The following is a 22,579-nucleotide window of genomic DNA, read 5'->3' as shown; positions in this document are numbered from 1 at the left end:
TTAATTACGTTGGGTTTTGCTAAATTCCTCAGGAGGTTATATGTAACAATATATTAATAAATAAAGTCTTAAGACTTTATTTGTGGTATTTGTTAGTTTGTAAAAAATTAATATGGCGCAAAATGAATTTGAAAAAAAATAATACAACTCTAAAATGTCTCTGAATAAAGTAGAATTCAAAATATTGAAGGATACGGAGGATACCAATATCGAATTGGAGAATATGTCCTTAGGTGCCTCTAAAGCATTTTTGATTCTTATTGAATCATTAACTAAGATAATTGAACAAACCGAAGGTCATAATAGTATGAGACTTCAGATTGTAAAGGGATCTGTAGTTGTCTCAGCTAATGGAAGCGAAGAACAAATTTTTCAGATAAAAGAAGAATTTAATAAGGTTGTTGAAAATGAGGCAGATAACGAAGATGTCATTAAGCCTTGGAGGGAATTACAGAAACTAATAAATAAAAATGGTCTTCAGTATGAAGTGAATTTTGTGGAAAACTCTAAGACAACAAATGTAACAGATTTTATTAAGACCAAAAGAGTATTTAGGAGCAAAACTGTCAAAACTAAAGTTGTTCATGAATTAAGATTTTATGAAGCGAAGCTGATTGAGATAGGCGGTAAAAGGCCCAATTTTCATGTGCAGGCCGATTCTTCAAATGAAATGATAATTTCTTGTACAGAAGATCATGCGAAGAAAATTATGATGTTTTTATACTCCAACATAAAATTTTCCGCTTGGTTTAACATTAAATCCTTTTCTTTTGAAAACGACCATCAATCAGCCCAGCAGGGCGTTTTTTGTGACCTGTACACAGACAATGTATTTGCTGAATTTAAAGAATTCTATGAAGCGTTTGAGCAGCTTGAAGATTTGGACAAGCTTTCTCTTATTCATGAAAAAATGTATTCACTAATTGATAATAAAGAGTTTGGAAAGCTTAGAAAATTCTTGCGCTTATTCTATAACGAAAGCACGAATGTCAATATTCTGAAAACTATACTTGTAATAACAAAAGGACTAAAAGATCATCCTGAATTAGCGCAAACAAGAATTGAGTTTAAGGAAATGTTAGAGAAGATTATCGGCGTTCAATTACAATAAATTAAATTTTAGAGAGTGTTTACTATTGTTAAAATTGATGAAGAAATAGTGCAATCTGAAAACTTCAATTCGGAAGGCGATTTTGTTGCAGCAGCAGTCAAGATCACGAAAGAAGGAGAAGCAGAACATGCAGGAATAGTAATTTACTATAATAAGGATTGTTTTTTGCTTCATTATAATTCTGTTGATGTAAAAATATCAGGAATTCCCAATAAATGGTATTTTCATAAGCCTTTGCAGGTGATACCACCTATTTTTGTTGCGTCTTTCTTATCATATTGCAGAAAGGTAGTGCAGAAGGCTAATCCAGAGTATGGATATGTTTATGGAGGATCTATTTATGATCAACATGGGCAGTTCTTTTCTGAGAAGAAAATCCCTGAAGTGATGACTTGCGTTGGATTTTGCATAAATGTAGTATTGGGATTTATTGAAGCGGATGAATACATTAGCTACTCCGATTGGACAATAGCAACATTAGCGGACTCTGATAAGTATATTGCTCATTATAGGAATGAATTTGTGAAAATATTTCCTGATTTAGACATGGAAGAGCTCATAAAGAATATTAGAAGAGTTAAACCATCTGAATTTTTGACTTCGGCATTTCTGAATAGCAATTTACCAATTAGAAAAATTGCAATTGACGAAATACTTGATTTAGTAGAAGCGGTATTGGTTTTAAAAAAAGGAGAGGCCGTGTAAATTTCAAATATTGTAAGACCTACAGTAAAAATATTATACTCGTGCCAGGTTACGAAACCTTATACAATTTGAGAGCAAATATGTTGCCTAAATCATTAATTCTTAGAAGGATATTGTCCTAAATACATTAGAGAAGTTCGACGGTATTGGAGAAAACCTCTGTCGCGTTGTCAGCTTACCACACTTAGACCAAAGGGATTGACAGAAATTAGTAAATGAATTACAGATGAGCGGTCCTATTTTGCAAATCTGAATCATCCGCGGTTTAAGATATTGGATCGGTTGGAAAGGAAATTATAAAGGGCATTGGGATTTTTTCTTTGTATTCTCTATCCCAAGTATACGTAGTTTTTTTTAGCTTGCCTGTGGGTGTATGTTTGTCGCCTAAACAGTAAGTGTATGAAAGAAAATGTGCAAATTGAAAAAGCTGTAACCCCCATGTTGTTTGCCTTTGATCCCGACCAGTATTGGCAACGGATAAGACTTATTATCCGTGAAGAAGTTACAAACACCGAAAAGAGCAAACCCACTCAACCTCTTTATGAAACTCCCGGAATGACCTACAAGCCCCTTTTTAAGCTTGCAGAAGTCTGCAAACTATTCCAGGTTACCAAACCCACCATTTACCAATGGATCAGGCATGGGAAGCTAAAGCGCTACAAAATCGAATCCCGTGTCTTCTTTCTCTGGAATGACATTCAGCAACTATTACAACCCGAACAAGACAGCAAAGGTTAAACGTTCAGCTTTGCTGCCCATTTGCGAAGACCAGACAGACAGCGTTGCTATCTGTCCTGCGAAGATTGAACTGGTGGCGTTGCCACCAGTTCGGGGAGATGATACAGGCAGCTTCGCTACTTGTATGCGGAGATAAACCGGGCGGCTTCGCCATCCGGTTGCGGAGGTCGAACGGATCTTCGCTCCGTTAGCGAGCGGTGTTTTTGCTTCGCAAAAACCGCTCGCCCCTTCGCTCCCGGTGGTCGCAAAGGGGGAAATGCAGCGGAGATTAAATTGGAGATCAGATGGAGAGATCAGAGCAAAGACCTAAGAGCAAAGGCGGTCGACCGGCTAAAGCCGTTCGAAAAGAGAAGCAATTCAGCCTCAGATTCACTGAGGCTGAATATGCTTCAGTGAAGGAAAGAGCCGCTAACGCGGGCTTAACCTTCATTATGTATCTGCGAAAAATGGCCCTGTTGGGCCAAGTTAAGGCACGGCAAAATGAAGACGAAAGACGGAAGGTATACGGACTTCAATTCAGAATTGATGATATAGACCGGCCGGTAGTGGTGAAACTGCTGGCTTACTTCCTGCAGGATGAGTCAATAGCTGCGGCGGAAGGAATAGACTTGCACAAGGGCATACTACTCATGGGACCAATCGGGTGCGGAAAAACCTCGCTCATGACCCTGCTGAGAGTATTGGCACCGGAATCGTATCGGCCGCAGATCGTTTCCTGTAGGGATGTGAGCTTTGAATTTGGCAAAATTGGCTATGATGCTATTGCCCGGTATAGCAGGAATGCGTTTTTCCCTTATTCCAGTATTCCGAGAGTACATTGCTTTGATGATCTGGGAGTGGAGCAGAATATGAGTTTCTGGGGGAATAATTGCAATGTGATGGGGGAGATACTGCTTTCACGGTATGACTTGTTGATATCGCATAAGATGGTGACTCATGTGACGACGAATTTGAATAGCCAGGAATTAGAAGATGGTTATGGGAATAGATTGAGGAGTAGGATGAGGGTGATGTTTAACCTTATCGCTTTTGACTCGGCTACAATGGATAAACGGCACTAAAACTTCAATTATATGATACTGTTGTAATTGTGAAAATATGTTAATTTAAGAGTATGTTTTTTTGAATCAGTAGGTTTACATGTATTGTGAACAGGATAAAATGCGTTGTTTACGTTATCTTTAAATTGAGTATATCCTTTTTTAGCTTGCTTAGAGGACGTTTATAAAAGTTTTCATCCTCATATTCTACGCCGAATATGATACGGTATACTTCTTTTTCTGTTAGTTTGGTACCCAACAGCTTTCCTAAATCATTTAGATATCTTTTGTTGTACTTTCTTTTCAATAGATCTAAATCTGCTAGTTCGGATTGATGATGTTCATAAATTGCGGCTATTTGCATTGCTTTTAAAGTAGACTTAATTTTGTCATTCGTACTGTCAATGGTGATCTTAAAAGTATTTAAAGATTTGTCGTATATCGATTGTAACTGATAACCGCTGGTTATTTTTTTATCAACATAAGGATGGATGTTTTTACTCAAATCAAATGTAGCGATATGTTTTACAGAACTATTACACGGCGAACAAGATGGTATTAAATTGTAAAAAGAAAGGGCCAGAAGTGGATATTGTGCTTGAGGGAACCAATGGTCTAGTGTCGGTCGGATAACCCTTTCCTTTTTTTCAGTAATAACCGTTGATGTATAGAGTCTATTACAATACACACAAGTTTCAATTTTTAAATTGGTACATAAATCATAGGCATTGTATAGATTGTTATCTATAAACCATTCATAGTTGAATATATTTTCAATGCTATATTGATCTTTGTCTGAAATTTTTTTTCTTGCTTTCCGATATAGTGTATAGAATTGACTATTTAGTTTTAATAATTCATGCGGGCTGGATCCTGGGATCTTTTTAAAATCAATTTGTTTTAGTATGGAAAGTAAATAATTGCTGATATTCATCTTTCTCGTTTTACTCTTACATATTTTGCAATTGGCATCACCGCATATAGTAGCCGGACTTTTGCCCAATATTTTTCTATTAATGTAACAAGTTATATAGCTTGTGTGCATTTTTTTTGCTAGCTGTATATGGGGTAATTGATCGTCAATGTATAACATACTTATTGTAAGTCTTTGAGGTTGATGTTATTTTCTCGCATTATGCGTAAAATGTTTTGCTTAGCACTGATGCGACTAGTCGACTCACCTTCAACATTATGCGGGAATGCCATACCATACATGTTGCGGAGCTTTTCTTGTATTAGGGGCTCGCCTATGATTTCAATGAGCTGACGTAAATACTGCTGTTCGCTTTTGAAGTTTAGATTTTCTGCTGTGTTATTATTATTCCAGTAACCCATTTCTTTCAAATTTTCTTTATAAGAAGCTAGTTCATTTTCCAGCTTCTGTTGCAGAAAAGTAGGTTCATTACGCGATATTTTTTTTGTGCTTTGGAGAAGTTCCTTAATCTCATTATCAACCTTAATATAATTAAGTAAGTTAATAGCTATTTCTATTTGTTTTTGTGCGAATGCACCCATATATCCTTCTTCAAGAAAAAATTCATCTGCCAGTAAGTCATGTATATTGGATGCAAACGTATTGTATCCGTTTTCAGTATGCTCAGTTATGCCATTCTTTAGTTTAAGTATTTTTTGTTGATGTATGTCCGATAAGATAAATGGAGAGTGTGTTGCAAATAATATATGGATACCATTTAGGTTATTGTCTAGTTTAGATAATGACTCTAGGAGCTTTCTGATGAAAGAACGTTGCATATTAGGATGAAAATAGAGCTCTATTTCATCGAGCAGTACTGTTACATAGTTATAATTATTTTTTCTATCAACAGAGTCAATATTTCGAATATGATATAGAATACTACTTAATACACTAATGAGTTGATACTCGCCTGAACTAGATTTACTGAAACTACTTTTATCGGGGTCGTCTAAATAGAAATCCAGTTTAAAAATAGCAGGAGGTAAAAGCTCGGCAGCGATTAAATTGTCTCTTTCCTCAGAATTAATTATTGTGTTTATGATCTGTTGATAGTCATCGAGTTCGATTTGCTTCTTTGATTTTATGGCATCACTTAAGAATTTCCGTAATGTGGGATATTTTAGAAAATAAACTGCTTGTTTGAATTTTAAAGTAATATGACTAGAATCATTTTTGATATGCTCTAAAAGTTGTTGTAGCCTATTTTCTAATGCAATTTCCACTTCTGTATCCATACCCTCAATCATAGAAGCAATATTATATTTTATTAGATTATCGAGCCCTTCTTTATATTCTATTCTATAGCTGTCATATCGATTTATGATGGACAACAGTTTATTGACAATATAGTAGTCTAGCTCTTCTTTATAAGATTCAGTATGGAATGATTTTTCCGGTAAAGAAAAAACATTGGCTACCTGATTCATAACAATCCTAATAATTTTAGGATCAGCATAGGTTTGTTGTACGGCGTCTTTCTTTTTTTTAGTATTTTTTCTTTTGTTGTAGATTACTGAGAAATATTTCAAATATTTCCCATTGTCTATATATCTAAAACTTTGTTCTGGTGTATCGGCATCGTGTAGATCTAACAGATTTAGCAAGAGCCGCATATTAAGTAAAGTTTTTTCGATATTTATATCAATATTTCCCGCTGTTCTTTTGGGATTGATGACAAGAGGAATAGTATACCCGTCATTTTTGTGAGATAAAGGAGTTATCCAATCAGTTGGATGCTCACTACTGTTTAGTGCATAGTGAGAATAATTAACTAGTATGGTGTAAAAAAAGTCATTTCTTATTTCCTCTACAGGGATAGGGTTATCATCCAACTCATACACTATGGTTAGATTTTCGGGATTGCCTCGTTTAAAGCGGTAGACACGTATTTCTGTGTCAAAGATTATTTTATATAAAGTGTCAGTATGCCAATAGATTTCGAAATTTAATTTTTTGAGTAATTTATTTTCTTTATTATCCAAATAATCCAGCTGTACTGATAAATTATAAATACCCATCAATATTAATTCCAATAAAGTGCTTTTACCAGAACCATTTTTGCCAACTATGGCCGTTATATTTACCTTTATATTTTCCAGATTATATAAAGCTTCTGCATGAGCCGGATTTTGATGAAATTCTTGTAGGATTGATTGGCTTTTTATGTCGGTTTGCTTTGGACTTATTGTGTGATCTAGTGGATAATATTGATAGAAGGGAAGTATTTTGTGAAGTATTTTATTCCTACCGAGTGTGCGTAGGCCTATAAGTTTAAAAGCAGAGTTTGTAATTTTCTTATTTTGGACAAAGGCGTATGTATGAGGATTTTCTTTAAAAGAAAGAGGATCTCTATTAAAATAAAATGCCTCTGATGACAGTTTAATATAGTCTGTAATTTGCCTATTGCTTAATAAGGTCCGATACATCTCGAATGTAAAACGAGTATGCAGTGGTAGGAATCCAGTATACTCTAAATATTGCTTTGTATTTTTATCTAATGGTATGAAGTCATTGCTGTTTATCCAGAATAGAAAAATAGTGAAGGAGGGTATTTCTATACCACGCCAAGATATTGCATCATCCCATAATGAGGAAGTCAGTCCATTTTTTCCTTTTCTCATTATATCACTAAAGCACTCCCATATCTCCGTTTGCTGAGATTCTGGCCGTACATATTGCAGCTTTAAAGCCATTGGGGCTGGGCATCCTTTAAAATCGATGTCTTTCCAGGGGGGATTTTGAGAAGTTAATAATGTCCATACTTCATTGATTATTTCTAGGCGAATAACCTCTTGTTGGCGACTTCTGCTGAAACTTGTAAATAATTGTATAGGTTCCAAAGATGGCTTTGGAATTCGGTCAACATTTGACAACCATGAATTATAGATTTTATAAATGCGAGAACGATTGAGCAATTTAAAAAGCTCTTGTCCAGATAAGCTTTGATGCTTTCTGTAGAAGCGCTGCAATTGCAACGCCAGTTTTTGATATACCTCATACCACGGAGTGATTGTAGGAGATTGCTTCATATGGCTATTGGGAGTTATGTTTTATTTTGAGGTACATAGCATCTACTTGATAAGACTCTATGTAGAGAAATCTCCAATTCTACTGAAAGTCAATGCTACCGGAACCACTATTTTCTCGCGATTGTAAACGGAAATTTTATTTTTCAATGGGATCGTTAGGGGATTCACATCGATTTATATTGTGTGTTAAATGTGAAATAATTCTCTTGCGTGCAAACATAGGGAAATATAAGCGAAAAATCCGGATTTCAATGTTCGACGCTTTTATGGCAATATGTCGTAATCTTATCTTGAAAGCATAGATATGTCTCTTGTGCGAATCTGTAAAGGTTCCATTTTTTTAGAAAGGTCTCCTCTAATTTCGGCCCATTGTTGACGCATGGTATGCAAGTTTTATTAATAGGCTTTCCATAGGTTTCCTCCAATCTGGCGATGGAGTGTGCTTTGTATCATTCATTAAGTCAGAAAGTATGTAAATAACCTGATTAAGCTCATATTTGAGAGATTGAAAATCCATTTTTGCAAAGATTTTTTCAATCCTTTCGCCAATCATGTTTTCCAATTCTTTATTGGGCAAAAATCCGGAGCTGTAGTTGAAGCTCATGATACTAGTATTTTGACTAGCAAACCAAAGCAACAAGTACGCAATCTGATTGCGCACTTGTTGCTTTGGCTGAATATAAGTATATTTTATATATAATGTTTTGATTAAAATATACTGAGTCTATCTTTCTTTTATTACTATCTCATCGAAACTAGCTGCAAGGCTTTCAAAAATTTTGTTGCAATCATTAGATAATTTTTTTGCGAAAGAAGTAATCTGACTATCAGTTATTATATGGATCTTGGGGATAAAGTTTGAAATTGTATCCTTGTAAAATATTTGACCTTCAGAAATCTCGTTACATTCCAGATTATCATCATCATCAAGAAAAGCTTCAAACAGTTTTCCTTTGATCACAATTATAGGAACAAATAAGTTATATGATTTTTGATAGGAAAGAGTATCATTCTTGTTCTCGGATTTTAGAAAGTTTAATAATGTTTGAATAGATTTATAAGCATTGTTTTTTTGATCATCCGTCTCTCCTATGCTTACGGTTAAACCAAAACCATATTTTTTCGTAACTTCAAATAAATCATCTAATTTTTCGTGGTTGGCTATTTCGGATAAAAAATGGCTGCCTAATTTGTTTGTTAAATAACATTTGCGGGAATCTCCTAGTCCTATGTTGGATGTAAATAAAATCCAGGGCGTTTTTGCGTATTTGCACTCAATTATAAAAATAATATTGAACATTGCATCTTTTATAGTTTTTTGATATAAGCCTAAAATATCAATTTCGCGGCTTTGCCCTGTCAAAGGATCTTGATAGAAATAAGATTGAGTAACACCCAAACCCACCTTTTTCAATTCTTTTGCTATTTTCATTTCGACAGGAAATCCATTTTTGTTTAAGTAGTCTAAAACGACTTTTTGAGGATCTATGCTCATGTTTAAGCTATTTATTAAAAATAGTTTAAATTTAGTACATATTAGGGTATGTATTTTATTAAAAAAGTATGCAGCGTTTGGCATCTTTTTGCAATTTTTGACCTACCATTGAATCCGAGTTATAACAAGTTATTACTTCGTATTATTCAGTGAGATCCTTGGATAGCTTGCCAAATGACTGTATACAATGAATTAAATCGTCTTTATACTACTTATAAATGTGTTCTCGTCACTATATTTGGCGCTTTTCTGCGGTTGCAATAATATTTATTTTGAGGGGATCTAAACTTTTAATATTCTATGTATATTTATTAGATATGAATGTATCTAATGGACTCTACTAAGGTTGAAATTGTAAACAGATCATTTGATCAGCTGGTTAAAAAGTTGATCGAGAATACTGCTGATAGGCCTTCTATTTGGGATACTATTATCCCGCTTTTGATTGGTGCTGGGTTAGCTCTGTTGACACAGTTCTCAATAGAGTGCTGGAAATCAAGAAGAGAAAGAAAAAAAGAGAAGCAGAATCTCATATCAAAGGGATGGGCAAAGACATATTTGATCTCCCAGATTTTGAAGGATATTTCTATGTATAAAGTACATAAACAATATTATTTAAGGGCAAGCATTTTGGCTAATGAGACAACGGAGAAGGAAGATAGTTTTAAAAAGCATTATGAAAAAGGCCAAGAGCAGCGACTGGCTGAATTAAGACTTGATGATAACATTGCCGAATATTTTCAACTTGTTACAGAATATACAATCCTTACTGGAAATACGGACCACTTTAAATCCTATTTTCAAAGCATTTTCAATTACGTGCATCCTAAATCAAGCAAATTTCAGCAATGTAATAGTGAAGATGAATTAGTAAAAGAGTTGAATAATGAAGAAGAGCGGCTAAATAACAAATACGAGGAATTTAGAAGTATATTTGATACGATACAGTCTGAGATGATATAGAAACGAAATATTCGTAGATGAAAAATAAGTTGAGAAAAATAGTGGTGGACAATATTGACTATAGGTATTATGTCTCTTTTAATGAATATGAATATCGAGGCGGCGATATGGTTGTCAAGATATTTTTAAATGGTAATAAAACTACGCCATTAGTTTTACATTTTTTGACTTTCATTGATCCAATCAAAGGTCATCCGTTAAATAATGGAATTGACTTATTTAATCGCTTGACACAAAGCAAAGTAAGAGTGAACATTCATGAGCCTAAATATATCAGAGAATTAATTCTGGAAGGAGTAAAGAGAGGATGGACAGGCAGTAATCATATTGATAAACAAAATGGTATTGATTATTTGACTACTTGGGGGTTTGATACAAGTAGCTTAGTCCCCCATTAATCACGTGCAACTTTACATCCGATTCTCCGATCATATTTTATAAAAATCCTTTATTTAACTGAGTACTGCGTATTTATTTTGAGAGCTCTCAGAGAGAGAGGGAGGGCTTTCAGTAATCAGTACCGATGTTATTTTTATTAGTATGATTGGATGTTTTCTGATTTTTATATCGTATCTAAATTAATCTCAAAAAATAATCTATTATGTACTTGAAAAAAGCTCTCCATTGCAACTAAGGATGTGATTTCTTTATTGTCGGTGGCATTAAAACTTACTTCTTTGAATACAATTATTTTTGCCGGTGAGTATTCCAGTCCTGTAAGATCTTTCCAGTTTAATTTTTGATGCCTTTTATACTGAAATGTTTTATGAGTATTTTTAATAGAAATCAATGTGTAGTTGTGCTTTGCTAAAATCTTTTTAATGCGATTTTCCATAGTGTGGTTTATAATTACTCCGGAGAATAGACCAAGAATAAGGGCAATGCAAAAGAAGATTATAATAAGTATAAGAAACATTTTAGGTATTTTTTCTAAAAAAGTAATGGTGTCTTTTTCTCATCTGTCAATATATATTGTTATTTGAAATCCCTGGGTAATGGCCTCGAAGCTTCTTTTAATAAGAAATAACCTGCTCTCTTCTCAAAAGTATAGGTCATTACACTAGTCTGCATTAACTCTACCTGATTAGCAACTACGTGTAGTTTATAGCAGGGTATATTGATTTCATACAATTCTCCAACCTGTTTTAATGGTGTTATGTCCAAAACATAATTTAATTGTGCTTCAGTTCCTCTCTCTTTGTCCAAATCAATAAACCTTACTTTTGAACAAGCCATCCCATTTTTTTTAATCCGCTGCGGTAAATATTTCTTCTTCAAAACTCCGAACTCATTAACATTTGGGAAGTTTTCAGTGATGTAACACTGTAAATCCATTAACACATATTTGTGTGGATCTTTTATTACATCTTTTTTGTCTTTCGATCTACCTAAAGCGGTAAAAGATTCGCCAAGCATTAAAATAAAAAACAAACAGATTCTTATTGATAAATAGGGTCTCATTCTATGCCAATTTTAAAGAAGACGTTGAGAGGTATGATAAGCTTTGGGCCGTTAGTATCATAAACACGTGTAGTTATGAAGTGATTTTTTGGGGGAGGGCCTACTCTTCCACCTCACTCACCGAATTCAACAACGCCGTAGCCTCCACGTTCAAAAACCTCGCAATCTCATATAGCTTCTCAATTGAAGGCTGCTTAAAATTTCTGCACCAGGTAGACACAGCACCTGGAGTGACCCCAAGGGCTTCTGCTAACTGGTCATTTTTAACCCTCTTTAATGCAAGTACAGCTTTAATCCTGTTATATGTAGGCATCTTCGAAATTATATTGGGCAAATATATCATTTCAAGATAAATAGTATTATGGGAAAAATAATTCTTTTAGAATTTTATTAAAATGTAAAAGATATAAAAAAGAATCTAAAAGGTTTTTATTTAAGATATTAAAGTTATATTTGTAACTATAAGACTCGTTTATAACACTATTAGTGTTAAAACGAATATTATTAGATTCTTTTAGGCAGACAAGAAAAATCATATTTGTAACGCTGGTTGTCGGGGTATATAGGTACCTCTGAAAGGAAGGTGAGTGGCTACAGCGTCTTCTTGATTAATACCAGTTGACCCGGGTGTATAGTACCACCATTTGCTTACACTAGTGCTATTTAATTATCCTAAAATATATCTGTTATGGAAAATCTCTTAACCATCTTAACCCGCATCACTGCCTGTGGCACCTCCGCAGGCTTCATAGAACTAGTCGAAAACGAACTATGCAACGTTATCGGCAGTACCTCCGCTAATAATTGGTCCCCAGGTCAGCGGGCTGAGTTCATGGCGTTCTATACCGTCTTCAGAACCACCGCTACAGCCGCTTTTAACATCAAGGGTGCGCTGGAAAGAGCCAATGCAGAAGACCTGACCAGGGAGCTGGTAGCTGAGCTGGAAAGCGATCTGTATGAGTTGTCGAGTTTCCAGGCGGGTATTGAATTAGATGAGTTGGTAGCTGCGCTTGATCAGTACATTGAAATACTGGTTGACGGGGATAAGGGGATAGACGGAACTATCGCTGCTATTACCGGCAATTACTTCCGGACCTTTTTCCTGACGCTGCATTCTCTGGAGATAGAAGAACGGATTAGTATCGCTAAAATAAACCATCACTTTTCAACTGTACTTTATGAATATTGAAACCCAAAAGAAAAACTTATTACTGGAGTTGCATACGGAGTTCTCTAAGTTACCTGTTCTTTTCAGGGAGCGCGTTTGCGAGGAATGTAACTATGGCGCGCCAACTTTTTACAGGAAGTTGCGGGGCAGCGATAGGCTTGTTGATGGTAGGTTGATACCGGCGTTAAGTAAAGCGGAAAAGAAGATGATCCGCGGCATAGGAGAGGAGCTTGTCAATAGTTTGTTCAGCGCTGTTTTCAGGGACGGTGAAAAGTGAATATGCAAGGGCTACCCAGTGTATCCGTGGCAGCCCTTTATTTTTTTTATTCCTCTGTAACGCTTGCTCCGGGAGCATTACTTTTAACGGATTCAATACCACCATCCCTGCTGGAGGAAGTAGTATACATTTCACTGGTACCGATAACCTGGCTATTTCCGGCTTTGAGTGTGAAATAAAACTGCCCGTTTTTAGCCGTTAGTTTTTCATAACGACTATCATTAGGTGCGTTAGCTTTAACAGACTCAATGCCGTTGTTGCAGGCTGCTTTGGTGGTGTACATCTCACTGGATAAAATTGCTTCGCCATTGCCGGCTTTCAAAACAAAGTAGTTCTGGCCGTCTTTGGCTGTTTTGATGATAAATTTTCCCATAACATGTTGGTGTTTAAATGAATGAAAGAATACCTGAACAATAACCAGCCGGAGGTGGAATTGTTTAACCCAGCAGAATGATTTTTGAGATTTTAATAATTTTTAAAATAGCTTTTTGATTCAGTTTATTGCGTAACCCCTCTGATACTTGTCGCATACTTCTTGGATACTTCTCAGATACTTAGGACTCGTCTATGCGTCGTACTCCCTATACAGTCCCCATACACTCCCTATACTCTCACCATACACTCACAATACACTTCCCATACACTCCCCATACACTTAGGATACCAAACTACCCGTCCATGAACTCCCTCACTTCCTCCTCATCCAGTCCGGAGTATTCACAAAATTCAGCCACTGAAATGTACTGCCATTCCAGCTTTCCAAACATCAGCCGGATTTTCTGCATGAGTTCTCTGGCAGAGCGTTCGCTCTTTCCCATGATGTTTTGAATGTCTTTGGTGTAGATCACCATCCTCTTAGGAACGTTTTTCGGCATAATTATACAAAAAGCGGCAAAAGCGGCGGGTTTGTTTTTCCACACTTCTGCCAGTGAATAATTTCGTCTTGTATTTCGAAGTACAACCCTGTCTGATCAGATGGAAAAGCTTAACAGGCATAGCTATAGAAACTGCCTATTCTTTCAGAAAAAATATTTTAATTATGAGTAAACAAGATGGATTGCTACAGTTTGATGGCGCAATCGAAAACCTATCGTTTTATAAAACAAAGCGTGGATACGCCGTCAGAAAAAGATCTGGCGTATCAGGAGCCCGGATCTCCAACGACCCGGCCTTCAAACGCACCCGCGAAAACGGCCAGGAGTTTGGTCGCGCTGGTAAAGCCAGTAAATTGCTTCGCACATCTTTCCGTGATATGATAAAAAACACAGCGGATAAAGGGGCTACCCCCCGCCTCACGAAAGAGTTTGTAAAAGTGGTAAAGGCAGATGCTACCAGCGATCGCGGCTTGCGGAATGTAATTGATGGAGAAATCGGGTTCATTGAAAACTTTGAGTTTAATATGAATAGTTTGATGGATACGTCACTCTTTGCTCCCTTAACGGCTAACATTGATCGCGTTGCCGGCACCGGAACAATAGAGCTGCCGGCCTTCAAGCCGGTGGAAGGCATTCAATCTCCGGATGGTGCAACGCACTTCATTATCACCTGTGGCGTTAGTGCTATCGACTTTACAGGCGGTAAGTATGAAAGTGCATTGGTTAGCAGCGAAGTATTGGTACTGGATAGCAATAATACCGCTCCGCTGAAACTCACGGCCTCCGTTTCTCCGAACAGCACGTTCCCCATGTTCCTGGCACTCAGTATTGAGTTTATACAGGTGGTAAATGGAAAGCCTTACAAGCTGTCCAACGGTACATACAACTCCATGAAGGTGGTGGCGGTATCCGCCAGCGTTTAAGGATGCGTAATTTTTCACCCTTTAAAACAAATCCTGTATGGAATTAGTAAACCGGTTAATTGCCCCCACACCACCTTTCTTTGTGAAGGTGCGCAACATAGGGCTCATTCTCACTGCGCTGGCAGCAGCAGTGATAGGGTTACCACTACAACTCCCGTCTATAGTAGGGGAAGTAGCCCAGGTATTAGCAGTAGCAGGCAGCATCATGACAGGTGTAAGCCAGGCCGCTGTTAAAAATGAGTAGCAGGAACACCCTCTGCTACCTGTTCTGAGGAAAGTTGCAACAATTCAGAACAGTTTTGAGAGTCCCCCGCAGGCATGCGGGGGGCTTTTTACAGCTGGCTGCCGCTAACGGTAATAATCAGTATGGTGCTTGTTTGGTTTGGGTAATCATGAACAATTTATTTTGAGGTTAAGAAACATAGAATATGCATAAGGAGATGCTGAATGCAGCCGGGCGACTTTTGCTTCCCCAAAATTAGGAGGCTGGTTTAAGAAGATTGTTAAGATATATGACAATTTTCCGGGCTTATAACCGCTGCCCCGGAATCTGGTTATACTTATTTATGCGGTGCTTCCTGATAGTACTTAAATACTGCCGGGTAATACCGAGATAGGACGACAGATCCGTATCCGATATCCGGTTTGCCAGTTTAGGGTAGGCTTTAAAAAGCAGGTGGTAACGTCCTTCCGCGTCATAATTGATCCACATGGCTCTCTCTTCCGCAAGCTCATAGTAGTACTCCGTTAGTTTCCTGCCTATCTTATTGAATTCGGGATATTCCTCATAAATAGTTTCCAGTTTTTTCCATGGTATGGCCAGGCATATAGTAGGCTCCTTGGCAACCAGCTTATCCAAACTGGCTACCTGGTTAAAAAAACTCTTTACCGAAATAATCATATCATGTTCTGCAAAGAACCACTTGGCCTTTTCAGCACCATCTTTTATATATCTTCCCGTAACCAGTCCTTTAATGCAAAAATAGCAGTACCTGCAGGTTTCGCCATAGTCCAGCAGGATATCATTCCTCTTAAAAGAGAATACTTCACAGCTATCGATAATGGCGTTTTTTAATGCGTCTGAGAAAAACGGGTGATGTACTTTTAAGTCGTTGAACATTATCTCAAAATAATGCTGAACCTCTGGCGACATGGAGTTAACCATATGCAGCACCTTTGTGCCACGATGCTTTCTTTTCATAGCAATGCGTATGTTTGGAAATGATCCATTGCCGTGGATATGGGGTGATGATGCTAATGACAACCAGCTATACCAGTAAATTAAACTTTTTCATAAAAACTAACAAGAAGAGATGATGGAAATATATTTAATTGCTCAGAAGATGAAAAGACGATTGCCAGGGTCTTGCCACGTGAAGGTGCAGGATAGTTGTTCGATCATTTCTTTGTAAATTGGAGTAATACACTATTAATTGCTTTGTATGATTATTATCTTACCCGGATAATTTATAGCACATGAACCCAAAAACTATACTAAGCTTTCTTATACAGCTGGCAATTCTTCCTGCCTGCTTTGCTCAACATCCAAATGAGACAGCGGTTGATTACCATTTGCCGGATGTGTTGCGTACGCAATCAGGTAAAGAGATAAATACGGTGGCAGATTGGGAGAAGATCCGCCGGCCGGAAATAACAGCATTATTTGAAAAGAATGTTCAGGGCAAAACTCCTGTAAAGAATATCCCATTGAGGTTTGTACCATTATCGGTTAGTCATAATGCATTAAATGGAACAGCTACCCGGAAACAGGTGCGGGTATATTTTTCGCGGAACGAAAAATATTACATGGATATTTTACTCTACCTGCCAAATAAAAAGAACAAGCCTGTGCCAGTGTTTGTGGGATTGAACTTTGGAGGTAACCAGGTTGTGAATGCCGATACGGGCGTACTTATTTCAAAACGGTGGGTTAAATATGCCACTGAGCCTGCCTATAAAAATCATTTGGGAACAGCAGCTTCACGTGGCGTACAAAGCAACGATTGGTGCGTTGAAAAGATTATTGCGGCAGGGTATGGGGTAGCTACTGTGTATTATGGCGATCTTCAGCCGGATAGTGTGAATAGCGTGAATGCAGGTGTGGCTCCTTTGTTTTATATGAAAGAGCAAAAAGAACCTGCTGCAGATGAATGGGGCGCCATAGGTGTATGGGCCTGGGGTTTAAGCCGGGTGCTCGATTACATGGAAACAGACGGTGATATTGATGCAAAAAAAGTGATAGTGATGGGGCATTCCCGTTTAGGTAAAACGGCGCTTTGGGCCGGCGCGCAGGATCAGCGATTTGCTATGGTGATTTCCAATAATTCGGGAGAGGGAGGGGCAGCCATTACGAGAAGGAAATACGGTGAAACCATTGCCGTAATGAATAAGGCATTCCCGCACTGGTTTTGCGGGAATTTTAAAAAGTATAACGATAAAGAAGATGAATTACCGGTAGATTTCCACGAATTAATTGCATTAATAGCGCCGCGGCCGGTATATATAGCCAGCGCTTCGCAAGACCAGTGGGCAGACCCATTGGGAGAATACTTATCCGGATGGTATGCCACCCCGGTATATGCACTGTATGGTTTGAAAGGATTAAGCACACCTGTTCCGCCGGGTATCAGCCAGCCGGTTGGCGATGGTGTGATCGGGTATCATCTCCGGGAAGGCGAACATGCCATAACGCCCTACGACTGGGATCAATACATACGTTTTGCAAACTGGTTCTTCAATAAGTAACAAATAGTATTGGCAACCGCACTCCTGGCCTCAATTGAACTTTTCCCTGAACGCTAAAGGCGACAAGTTAGTCCTTGCCTTGAACAGCCTGCTGAATGACTGCGGGTGCTCAAAACCCAATCCATATGCAATTTCACTCACAGACTGACTCGTCGTGGATAGTTGCGTCTTCGCATGTTCAATCAGCCTGTCCTGGAGGTAGTGTTGTGTGCTTTTACCGGTCAGGACTTTCAGTAAATTGCTGAGGTATCCTGCAGAGACATTCAATGAGGAGGCCACATATTTAACGGTGGGTATTCCTTCTATGGATAGCCGGTCGCTATTGAAGTATTCATCCAGTAAGGATTCTAAGCGGTCAAGGATCGTATGGCTATATTTTTTGCGGGTAATGAATTGTCGCTGGTAAAACCGTTCCGCATATGTCAAAAGCAGTTCCAGTTGCGCAATGATTACGGTGTCGCTGAATTTGTCAATGTTATTACGGTACTCCTGCACCATGCCTTCCATGATGGCAAGGATCGACTTTTCTTCTTTATCCGACAGGAAAAGCGCCTCATTGACAGAATAGCTGAAAAAGTCATATTGCCTGATTTTCTTTGCCAACGTGGTTTTCCATAGAAAATCGGGATGGATGAGTAATACCCGGCCAGAGCGGTTGGTGTTTTCCGCTTCTGCAAGACCCACTTCAAACACCTGACCTGGCGCCATGAAAAAAAGTACGCCTTCCTCGAAGTCGCCCGACTGCTGCCCGTATTTCATATTGCCTTTAAAATCCCTGTCGATAAGGATGGAATAAAAGTCGAACACGAAACCCATACTGGCCTTGCAGGGGAGTTGTATGGCCCCGTAATCGACAACGCTGATCAGTGGATGTTCCGGCTTGGGAAGTCCCATTACCTTATGGTATTCACTGATCGTTTTTATCCTGTGGATCACCCTGTTTTCCATATCCTAAGTTACTGATAAATGTTTAACGACTGCCGCAGGCTATTACTGTACGATCTCTTCCAGCTTTTTTACCAGGTTTTCCGGTTGCTCACGCATGGAGTAGTGTCCGCCTTCAAGGGTATAGATTTTCCACTTTCTTGCCCTGGCTTTCAATATTCCCATTTTATCGTGTTCCGGACTTCCCTTACCGTCTTTCGTCATCTGGAGAAAGGCTGTTGGAATCTTTTTAACCATTGGATTGCTGATCTGCAGCGGTTCGATAAAGGTATTCAATGGTTGCGGCACATCCATAGGCGGAACAAGCTTTGCCGGGCCGAAAGGATAAAGCACCATGTTGTTTTTGATGTTGCCCCTGACCATTGGCTCCCAGAGGTCACCGCATACGTCTTTTGCACTTTCTCCGTTTTCAGGTACCATCGCATCCAGGTAAATCAGCTGTTTGATACGCTCAGGTACCTGTTCTGCCACGCCTGAAATGACCATGCCGCCATAACTATGACCTACAAGGATGACATTATGCAGATTCTCGAACCTGATCACGTTCAGTATATCATTGATGTAGGTGGTCAGGTTGATATCAGGGTTAGAGAGATGAACCTTTTCTCCAAGGCCTGTAAGTGTTGGCCGGTAAACGATGTCGCCATGTGCGCTTAGAATGGAATCTACTTTTGCATAATCCCAGCCACCGTCCCATGCACCGGGAACGAAGAGGAAAGTACGGGGTTGGTGTTGCTGTCCGTACGCGAACGAAGAGATGGTCATGCTTAAAATGAAAATTAATTTTTTCATACAATGTTTAATTGAAATAAATTGTTTGAGATTACAAAATTCAGGAATAGCCGGATGCCGGACCTAACCGTATCTGCTTTAGTTGTAACAAAATGTGAGATGGGAGAAGGTTATGCCGTTAGCGGATGATATATGGATAGTCAGGCATCCTGCTCTCAAATGAAGTGTGGAGAAAAATATCATCCTCTATCTGTTAAATACGTCTTCTTATTTTGTTAATAATTTAATAACATTGAAAACAGGAAAGTGACCGGGCGCTTAGAAAAAAGATGTAAATGCATTAGTTACAATGAGAAATAAAAATGCAGATGAGTTACCAGTACAGGTCTTATAGAGACTACTATCAGACCTTGTCTGAAAAAAAAGCTAAAAAAATTTCCCTCTATTGTTTTATTTAAAAATAATTCCTAATATTGTCAGGAGCGGTTTAAATAGTTAACCAAAAAATATTGTTTATGCCAGCACTATCCGATAGTAAAAGTTAGTTGTATTACTACATCCCGTTTCAGATCAAAAGATTCCACAAGAATCGCCCTATTAAAAAAAAGTTTCCCGATTGATTAGAGCCTTTACCACTGCTTTGATCTGTTATTTTTCATCAATAGAATACATACAAAAATTGCTTTGTTCTTACTTGAATGTAACCCAAAGTAGCGATAGCTCTATCTGCTCCTTTAGTATTTTCTAAGAACCCTATGCACTTGTTGCTGTCGTGGCCGTAACAGTGATAAACTATTCTCATTATTTTATAACCATTGGTCATTCCTGCAGGGAAAAAATCATGTATAGCAATGATTCACTTTAGCCCAGCCTGGCACCTCATTTACACGAGGCCCCGCCAGGAGAAGAAAGTCAGCATCTTACTGTCTGAGAGAGGTACCCAATTTTATCTTCCTGTTAACAAAGTAAAACGGCAATGGAAGGATCGGCAGAAAATACTCTATGAACCGCTATTCCCTTCTTACATCTTCGTATATGTCACCAATATGGACGAATTCTATAGCAGTATTCAACTGGAAGGAGTATGCGGATATGTGAAGCTGGGAAAGCAAATAGCGAAAGTAAGCCCCGAAATTATCAGCAATATCAAACTTGCCCTGGAAAACGGATCGGGTATTGAAGTATCTTATGATCCATTTAAACCCGGGCAACAGGTTGTTGTTACAGATGGTCCTCTCAGAGGACTTTCATGTGAAGTCGTCCGCGATAACGGAAGACAAAAAATGCTCGTGCGTATTCTATTGTTGCAACGGAATATTGTGATAGACATGCCATTGAATTTCCTCGCTGCTGCTCCTATGCTTTAACCTGATTCCCCTTTATTTTCATTTACCAATAATTATCGAAATATGTTAGTGTTAGGTTTGAGCGGAAGCCTTGCCCGTATTCATGAGCGTCATAGTGAATTACGGGAAGGTAATTTCCATGATGCAGCAGCTGCGCTGGTACACAATGGCCGGTTGATAGCCGCCTTTGAAGAAGAACGCCTGAACAGGATCAAACACACCAACAAGCTGCCGTTGATGGCAGCTAAGGCATGCCTGGATATTTGCGGATGTTCAATTGACCAGGTAGACTACTTTACTTTCAGTGAGTCAGAGGAAAGTATGAATGCTATGCTGGACGGATTTATTGGACGTCCATCCGGTACAAATGCAAAAGCCTTTTTATCGGACTTGCTGCAACAGGAGTTCAGTCATAAGATTGCTCCGCATCAGATTGAGTTGATGGAACATCATTACGCGCATGCGGTAACGGCGTTCTATCCTTCCCCTTTTGAAGAAAGCCTCGTGCTCACTATTGACGGTGCCGGCGGAAGTTATACCGGCTCTGTTTATAAAGGCAGCAAAAATACTCTTTCCCTGTTGCATACCTTTAACCTGGAGCAATCATTAGGGCATCTCTATTCAGATGTTACTTTTATGCTTGGGTTCAGCAACTTTGATGAATACAAAGTAATGGGACTGGCGCCCTACGGCAACCCTGCTACCTACAGGAAATTGTTTGACCAGTGTTATACGTTGTTGCCGGAAGGAAATTATCTCCTGCATCATCACGAAATGGCTAAACTCCGGGCTGTATGCCCCGCCCGTGATAAGATGTCTGGTTTTACAAAGATACACCAGGACATTGCAGCTGGACTACAGGAGATGCTGGAGAAGATAGTTTTTCATATCGTGAAGCATTATACTAATGTTACCGGGCATACGAATTTATGTATGGCAGGTGGCGTAGCGCTTAATTGTACTTTAAACGGGAAGCTGGTGAACTCCGGAATGGTGCAGAATATGTTTGTGTACCCCGCGGCCAGCGACAGCGGATTGCCTATTGGTTCTGCATTGGCAACGTATTTTAAATATGAAATCAATCCCTTAAGATTCCCCCTCGAAAATTTATACCTGGGTTCTAAAACTGGTACCATTGAAACCGTGGAAACATCTCTGAAGCGCTGGGAAAACCTGGTCAGCTTCACTAGAACAGATGATCCTTCTGCTACCGCTGCCGGACTGCTGGCGGATGGTCATGTAATCGGATGGGTACAGGGCCGCGCAGAGTTTGCACCCAGAGCGCTGGGCAACCGCAGTATTCTTGCTGATCCAAGACCCGCAGCCAACAAAGAACGCATCAACCTCATCGTGAAAATGCGGGAAGGATACCGGCCTTTCGCTCCCTCAGTAATGGAAGAAGATGCAGACGAATATTTTGAACTCCCTTCAAATAATAAAGAGCTGCCCTACATGATATTTGTGATCAATGTACGGGAACGTTACCGCGACCTGCTGGGCGCGGTAACGCACGTTGATGGCTCCGCGCGGGTGCAAACGGTATCTAAACAACATAACCGCAGATATTGGGACGTGATCCGTCACTTTAAGGAAAAAACAGGAACCCCGGTGGTACTGAATACGTCGTTTAATAATAATGCGGAACCCATTGTTGATTCTGTAGACGACGCCGTAGTATCCTATCTTACCACAGAACTGGACTACCTCGTAGTCGGTGACTACCTGGTATCAAAAAAGGGTAGGACGGACGATTTGTTGGATACACTATACCTTTCATTGCCGCATTACACGCGATTACTGAAAGCCGAAACCTACAGCTGGTCCGGCGAATGGAAGACACTACCTGCCTTTTCTATGGAGAATTCATTTAACGATAAAAAGGGAAAACTGTCAGCGGCGCTGTTTCAATTGTTATCTGCTGCCGATGGCAGCACTACCGTGAAAGACCTGATAGCCGCTTCCGGTGCGGATCAGCAGCAAGCCGACACGATGAAAAAAGAAATCAGGGACTTGTGGAACAGGCGGATGATCGTATTAAGCCCGGCCTGAA

Annotated in this window: 26 protein-coding genes; 14 read left to right on the top strand and 12 right to left on the bottom strand. The window is 38.9% G+C overall.

Features of this window, described 5'->3' with window-relative positions:
• Positions 1–154: 154 nt before the first annotated feature.
• From V7S65_RS31475 to V7S65_RS31455, 5 genes are all read left to right on the top strand, one after another.
• Positions 155–1,111 carry a hypothetical protein gene (locus V7S65_RS31475; RefSeq protein WP_336389520.1) on the top strand — a complete coding sequence of 319 codons (957 nt, stop codon included), beginning with the start codon at positions 155–157 and terminating at the stop codon, positions 1,109–1,111.
• 15 nt (positions 1,112–1,126) lie between these two features.
• The gene (locus V7S65_RS31470) at positions 1,127–1,816 is read left to right on the top strand and encodes a hypothetical protein (RefSeq protein ID WP_336389519.1); all 690 of its coding nucleotides are present in this window, start codon (positions 1,127–1,129) and stop codon (positions 1,814–1,816) included.
• A 399-nt stretch (positions 1,817–2,215) separates the two neighbouring features.
• The gene (locus tag V7S65_RS31465; RefSeq protein ID WP_336389518.1) at positions 2,216–2,554 is read left to right on the top strand and encodes a helix-turn-helix domain-containing protein; all 339 of its coding nucleotides are present in this window, start codon (positions 2,216–2,218) and stop codon (positions 2,552–2,554) included.
• A gap of 10 nt (positions 2,555–2,564) precedes the next feature.
• On the top strand, positions 2,565–2,690 hold the full coding sequence (locus V7S65_RS31460; protein WP_336389517.1) for a hypothetical protein: 126 nt from the start codon (positions 2,565–2,567) through the stop codon (positions 2,688–2,690).
• A gap of 148 nt (positions 2,691–2,838) precedes the next feature.
• A complete protein-coding gene (locus V7S65_RS31455; RefSeq protein WP_407934872.1) occupies positions 2,839–3,615 on the top strand; it encodes a plasmid mobilization protein in 777 nt (258 codons plus the stop codon).
• A 109-nt stretch (positions 3,616–3,724) separates the two neighbouring features.
• Here the strand turns inward: V7S65_RS31455 and V7S65_RS31450 are convergent, their stop codons facing one another.
• The 4 genes from V7S65_RS31450 to V7S65_RS31435 all read right to left on the bottom strand — a co-directional run bounded on the left by V7S65_RS31450 (position 3,725) and on the right by V7S65_RS31435 (position 9,094).
• On the bottom strand, positions 3,725–4,528 hold the full coding sequence (locus V7S65_RS31450) for a hypothetical protein (protein WP_336389515.1): 804 nt from the start codon (positions 4,526–4,528) through the stop codon (positions 3,725–3,727).
• 161 nt (positions 4,529–4,689) lie between these two features.
• Complete coding sequence (locus V7S65_RS31445; RefSeq protein WP_336389514.1) at positions 4,690–7,599, bottom strand: AAA family ATPase; 2,910 nt, start codon at positions 7,597–7,599, stop codon at positions 4,690–4,692.
• Positions 7,600–7,954: 355 nt separating this feature from the next.
• Positions 7,955–8,203, bottom strand: a complete 249-nt coding sequence (locus tag V7S65_RS31440) for a hypothetical protein (RefSeq protein WP_336389513.1) — start codon at positions 8,201–8,203, stop codon at positions 7,955–7,957.
• Between the two features lie 120 nt (positions 8,204–8,323).
• Complete coding sequence (locus V7S65_RS31435; protein WP_336389512.1) at positions 8,324–9,094, bottom strand: hypothetical protein; 771 nt, start codon at positions 9,092–9,094, stop codon at positions 8,324–8,326.
• 330 nt (positions 9,095–9,424) lie between these two features.
• On the opposite strand from V7S65_RS31435, the gene V7S65_RS31430 reads away from it, so the two are divergent.
• Together V7S65_RS31430 and V7S65_RS31425 are read left to right on the top strand one after the other, a co-directional pair.
• On the top strand, positions 9,425–10,057 hold the full coding sequence (locus tag V7S65_RS31430) for a hypothetical protein (protein ID WP_336389511.1): 633 nt from the start codon (positions 9,425–9,427) through the stop codon (positions 10,055–10,057).
• Between the two features lie 17 nt (positions 10,058–10,074).
• Complete coding sequence (locus V7S65_RS31425) at positions 10,075–10,455, top strand: hypothetical protein (protein WP_336389510.1); 381 nt, start codon at positions 10,075–10,077, stop codon at positions 10,453–10,455.
• A gap of 164 nt (positions 10,456–10,619) precedes the next feature.
• On the opposite strand, the gene V7S65_RS31420 is transcribed toward V7S65_RS31425, so the two are convergent.
• The 3 genes from V7S65_RS31420 to V7S65_RS31410 form a co-directional block, all read right to left on the bottom strand.
• On the bottom strand, positions 10,620–10,892 hold the full coding sequence (locus tag V7S65_RS31420; protein ID WP_336389509.1) for a hypothetical protein: 273 nt from the start codon (positions 10,890–10,892) through the stop codon (positions 10,620–10,622).
• A gap of 140 nt (positions 10,893–11,032) precedes the next feature.
• On the bottom strand, positions 11,033–11,518 hold the full coding sequence (locus V7S65_RS31415; RefSeq protein ID WP_336389508.1) for a hypothetical protein: 486 nt from the start codon (positions 11,516–11,518) through the stop codon (positions 11,033–11,035).
• Positions 11,519–11,618: 100 nt separating this feature from the next.
• Entirely contained in the window at positions 11,619–11,831 is a 213-nt protein-coding gene (locus tag V7S65_RS31410) for a helix-turn-helix transcriptional regulator (protein ID WP_336389507.1), read from the bottom strand.
• A 375-nt stretch (positions 11,832–12,206) separates the two neighbouring features.
• Here V7S65_RS31410 and V7S65_RS31405 point away from each other — a divergent pair, with 375 nt between their 5' ends.
• Both V7S65_RS31405 and V7S65_RS31400 read left to right on the top strand, forming a co-directional pair.
• Positions 12,207–12,707: a hypothetical protein gene (locus tag V7S65_RS31405; protein WP_336389506.1), complete on the top strand. Its 501-nt coding sequence runs from the start codon at positions 12,207–12,209 to the stop codon at positions 12,705–12,707.
• Positions 12,697–12,963: a hypothetical protein gene (locus V7S65_RS31400; protein ID WP_079472298.1), complete on the top strand. Its 267-nt coding sequence runs from the start codon at positions 12,697–12,699 to the stop codon at positions 12,961–12,963. Before V7S65_RS31405 ends, V7S65_RS31400 begins: the two co-directional genes overlap by 11 nt.
• A gap of 46 nt (positions 12,964–13,009) precedes the next feature.
• Here V7S65_RS31400 and V7S65_RS31395 read toward each other — a convergent pair whose 3' ends face one another.
• Positions 13,010–13,336, bottom strand: a complete 327-nt coding sequence (locus V7S65_RS31395; protein ID WP_336389505.1) for a YegP family protein — start codon at positions 13,334–13,336, stop codon at positions 13,010–13,012.
• A 295-nt stretch (positions 13,337–13,631) separates the two neighbouring features.
• Complete coding sequence (locus V7S65_RS31390; RefSeq protein WP_079472296.1) at positions 13,632–13,838, bottom strand: hypothetical protein; 207 nt, start codon at positions 13,836–13,838, stop codon at positions 13,632–13,634.
• A 164-nt stretch (positions 13,839–14,002) separates the two neighbouring features.
• Between V7S65_RS31390 and V7S65_RS31385 the strand changes: the two genes are divergently transcribed.
• Together V7S65_RS31385 and V7S65_RS31380 are read left to right on the top strand one after the other, a co-directional pair.
• Positions 14,003–14,761 (top strand): hypothetical protein, encoded by a 759-nt coding sequence (locus tag V7S65_RS31385; RefSeq protein ID WP_336389504.1) that lies wholly within the window; start codon positions 14,003–14,005, stop codon positions 14,759–14,761.
• 37 nt (positions 14,762–14,798) lie between these two features.
• Positions 14,799–15,005: a hypothetical protein gene (locus V7S65_RS31380; RefSeq protein WP_079472294.1), complete on the top strand. Its 207-nt coding sequence runs from the start codon at positions 14,799–14,801 to the stop codon at positions 15,003–15,005.
• A gap of 285 nt (positions 15,006–15,290) precedes the next feature.
• Here the strand turns inward: V7S65_RS31380 and V7S65_RS31375 are convergent, their stop codons facing one another.
• The gene (locus tag V7S65_RS31375; RefSeq protein ID WP_336389503.1) at positions 15,291–15,962 is read right to left on the bottom strand and encodes a Crp/Fnr family transcriptional regulator; all 672 of its coding nucleotides are present in this window, start codon (positions 15,960–15,962) and stop codon (positions 15,291–15,293) included.
• A gap of 275 nt (positions 15,963–16,237) precedes the next feature.
• Here V7S65_RS31375 and V7S65_RS31370 point away from each other — a divergent pair, with 275 nt between their 5' ends.
• Positions 16,238–17,506 (top strand): glucuronyl esterase domain-containing protein, encoded by a 1,269-nt coding sequence (locus tag V7S65_RS31370; RefSeq protein ID WP_336389502.1) that lies wholly within the window; start codon positions 16,238–16,240, stop codon positions 17,504–17,506.
• Between the two features lie 30 nt (positions 17,507–17,536).
• On the opposite strand, the gene V7S65_RS31365 is transcribed toward V7S65_RS31370, so the two are convergent.
• Positions 17,537–18,454, bottom strand: a complete 918-nt coding sequence (locus V7S65_RS31365; RefSeq protein WP_336389501.1) for a helix-turn-helix domain-containing protein — start codon at positions 18,452–18,454, stop codon at positions 17,537–17,539.
• A gap of 42 nt (positions 18,455–18,496) precedes the next feature.
• Positions 18,497–19,243 carry an alpha/beta fold hydrolase gene (locus V7S65_RS31360; protein ID WP_336389500.1) on the bottom strand — a complete coding sequence of 249 codons (747 nt, stop codon included), beginning with the start codon at positions 19,241–19,243 and terminating at the stop codon, positions 18,497–18,499.
• Between the two features lie 791 nt (positions 19,244–20,034).
• On the opposite strand from V7S65_RS31360, the gene nusG reads away from it, so the two are divergent.
• Together nusG and V7S65_RS31350 are read left to right on the top strand one after the other, a co-directional pair.
• The gene (nusG, locus tag V7S65_RS31355; RefSeq protein WP_111580718.1) at positions 20,035–20,550 is read left to right on the top strand and encodes a transcription termination/antitermination protein NusG; all 516 of its coding nucleotides are present in this window, start codon (positions 20,035–20,037) and stop codon (positions 20,548–20,550) included.
• Positions 20,551–20,592: 42 nt separating this feature from the next.
• A complete protein-coding gene (locus tag V7S65_RS31350; protein WP_336389499.1) occupies positions 20,593–22,578 on the top strand; it encodes a carbamoyltransferase family protein in 1,986 nt (661 codons plus the stop codon).
• The last annotated feature ends 1 nt before the right edge of the window (position 22,579 follow it).

The organism is Chitinophaga sp. CCNWYY40 (assembly GCF_037483205.1).
Taxonomy (GTDB): Bacteria; Bacteroidota; Bacteroidia; order Chitinophagales; family Chitinophagaceae; genus Chitinophaga; species Chitinophaga ginsengisegetis.
Note: the sequence above shows the minus strand (reverse complement) of the source record. Positions and strands in the feature narration are given on the sequence as shown.

Coding starts and splice junctions, on each gene's coding strand:
- V7S65_RS31400 (WP_079472298.1), top strand. CDS start 12,697: ATGAATATTGAAACCCAAAAGAAAAACTTATTACTGGAGTTGCATACG.
- V7S65_RS31425 (WP_336389510.1), top strand. CDS start 10,075: ATGAAAAATAAGTTGAGAAAAATAGTGGTGGACAATATTGACTATAGG.
- V7S65_RS31375 (WP_336389503.1), bottom strand. CDS start 15,962: ATGAAAAGAAAGCATCGTGGCACAAAGGTGCTGCATATGGTTAACTCC.
- V7S65_RS31395 (WP_336389505.1), bottom strand. CDS start 13,336: ATGGGAAAATTTATCATCAAAACAGCCAAAGACGGCCAGAACTACTTT.
- V7S65_RS31410 (WP_336389507.1), bottom strand. CDS start 11,831: ATGCCTACATATAACAGGATTAAAGCTGTACTTGCATTAAAGAGGGTT.
- V7S65_RS31465 (WP_336389518.1), top strand. CDS start 2,216: ATGAAAGAAAATGTGCAAATTGAAAAAGCTGTAACCCCCATGTTGTTT.
- V7S65_RS31365 (WP_336389501.1), bottom strand. CDS start 18,454: ATGGAAAACAGGGTGATCCACAGGATAAAAACGATCAGTGAATACCAT.
- V7S65_RS31475 (WP_336389520.1), top strand. CDS start 155: ATGTCTCTGAATAAAGTAGAATTCAAAATATTGAAGGATACGGAGGAT.
- nusG (WP_111580718.1), top strand. CDS start 20,035: ATGATTCACTTTAGCCCAGCCTGGCACCTCATTTACACGAGGCCCCGC.
- V7S65_RS31420 (WP_336389509.1), bottom strand. CDS start 10,892: ATGGAAAATCGCATTAAAAAGATTTTAGCAAAGCACAACTACACATTG.
- V7S65_RS31430 (WP_336389511.1), top strand. CDS start 9,425: ATGGACTCTACTAAGGTTGAAATTGTAAACAGATCATTTGATCAGCTG.
- V7S65_RS31350 (WP_336389499.1), top strand. CDS start 20,593: ATGTTAGTGTTAGGTTTGAGCGGAAGCCTTGCCCGTATTCATGAGCGT.
- V7S65_RS31385 (WP_336389504.1), top strand. CDS start 14,003: ATGAGTAAACAAGATGGATTGCTACAGTTTGATGGCGCAATCGAAAAC.
- V7S65_RS31435 (WP_336389512.1), bottom strand. CDS start 9,094: ATGAGCATAGATCCTCAAAAAGTCGTTTTAGACTACTTAAACAAAAAT.
- V7S65_RS31445 (WP_336389514.1), bottom strand. CDS start 7,599: ATGAAGCAATCTCCTACAATCACTCCGTGGTATGAGGTATATCAAAAA.
- V7S65_RS31370 (WP_336389502.1), top strand. CDS start 16,238: ATGAACCCAAAAACTATACTAAGCTTTCTTATACAGCTGGCAATTCTT.
- V7S65_RS31450 (WP_336389515.1), bottom strand. CDS start 4,528: ATGAATATCAGCAATTATTTACTTTCCATACTAAAACAAATTGATTTT.
- V7S65_RS31455 (WP_407934872.1), top strand. CDS start 2,839: ATGGAGAGATCAGAGCAAAGACCTAAGAGCAAAGGCGGTCGACCGGCT.
- V7S65_RS31440 (WP_336389513.1), bottom strand. CDS start 8,203: ATGAGCTTCAACTACAGCTCCGGATTTTTGCCCAATAAAGAATTGGAA.
- V7S65_RS31360 (WP_336389500.1), bottom strand. CDS start 19,243: ATGAAAAAATTAATTTTCATTTTAAGCATGACCATCTCTTCGTTCGCG.
- V7S65_RS31405 (WP_336389506.1), top strand. CDS start 12,207: ATGGAAAATCTCTTAACCATCTTAACCCGCATCACTGCCTGTGGCACC.
- V7S65_RS31380 (WP_079472294.1), top strand. CDS start 14,799: ATGGAATTAGTAAACCGGTTAATTGCCCCCACACCACCTTTCTTTGTG.
- V7S65_RS31390 (WP_079472296.1), bottom strand. CDS start 13,838: ATGCCGAAAAACGTTCCTAAGAGGATGGTGATCTACACCAAAGACATT.
- V7S65_RS31415 (WP_336389508.1), bottom strand. CDS start 11,518: ATGAGACCCTATTTATCAATAAGAATCTGTTTGTTTTTTATTTTAATG.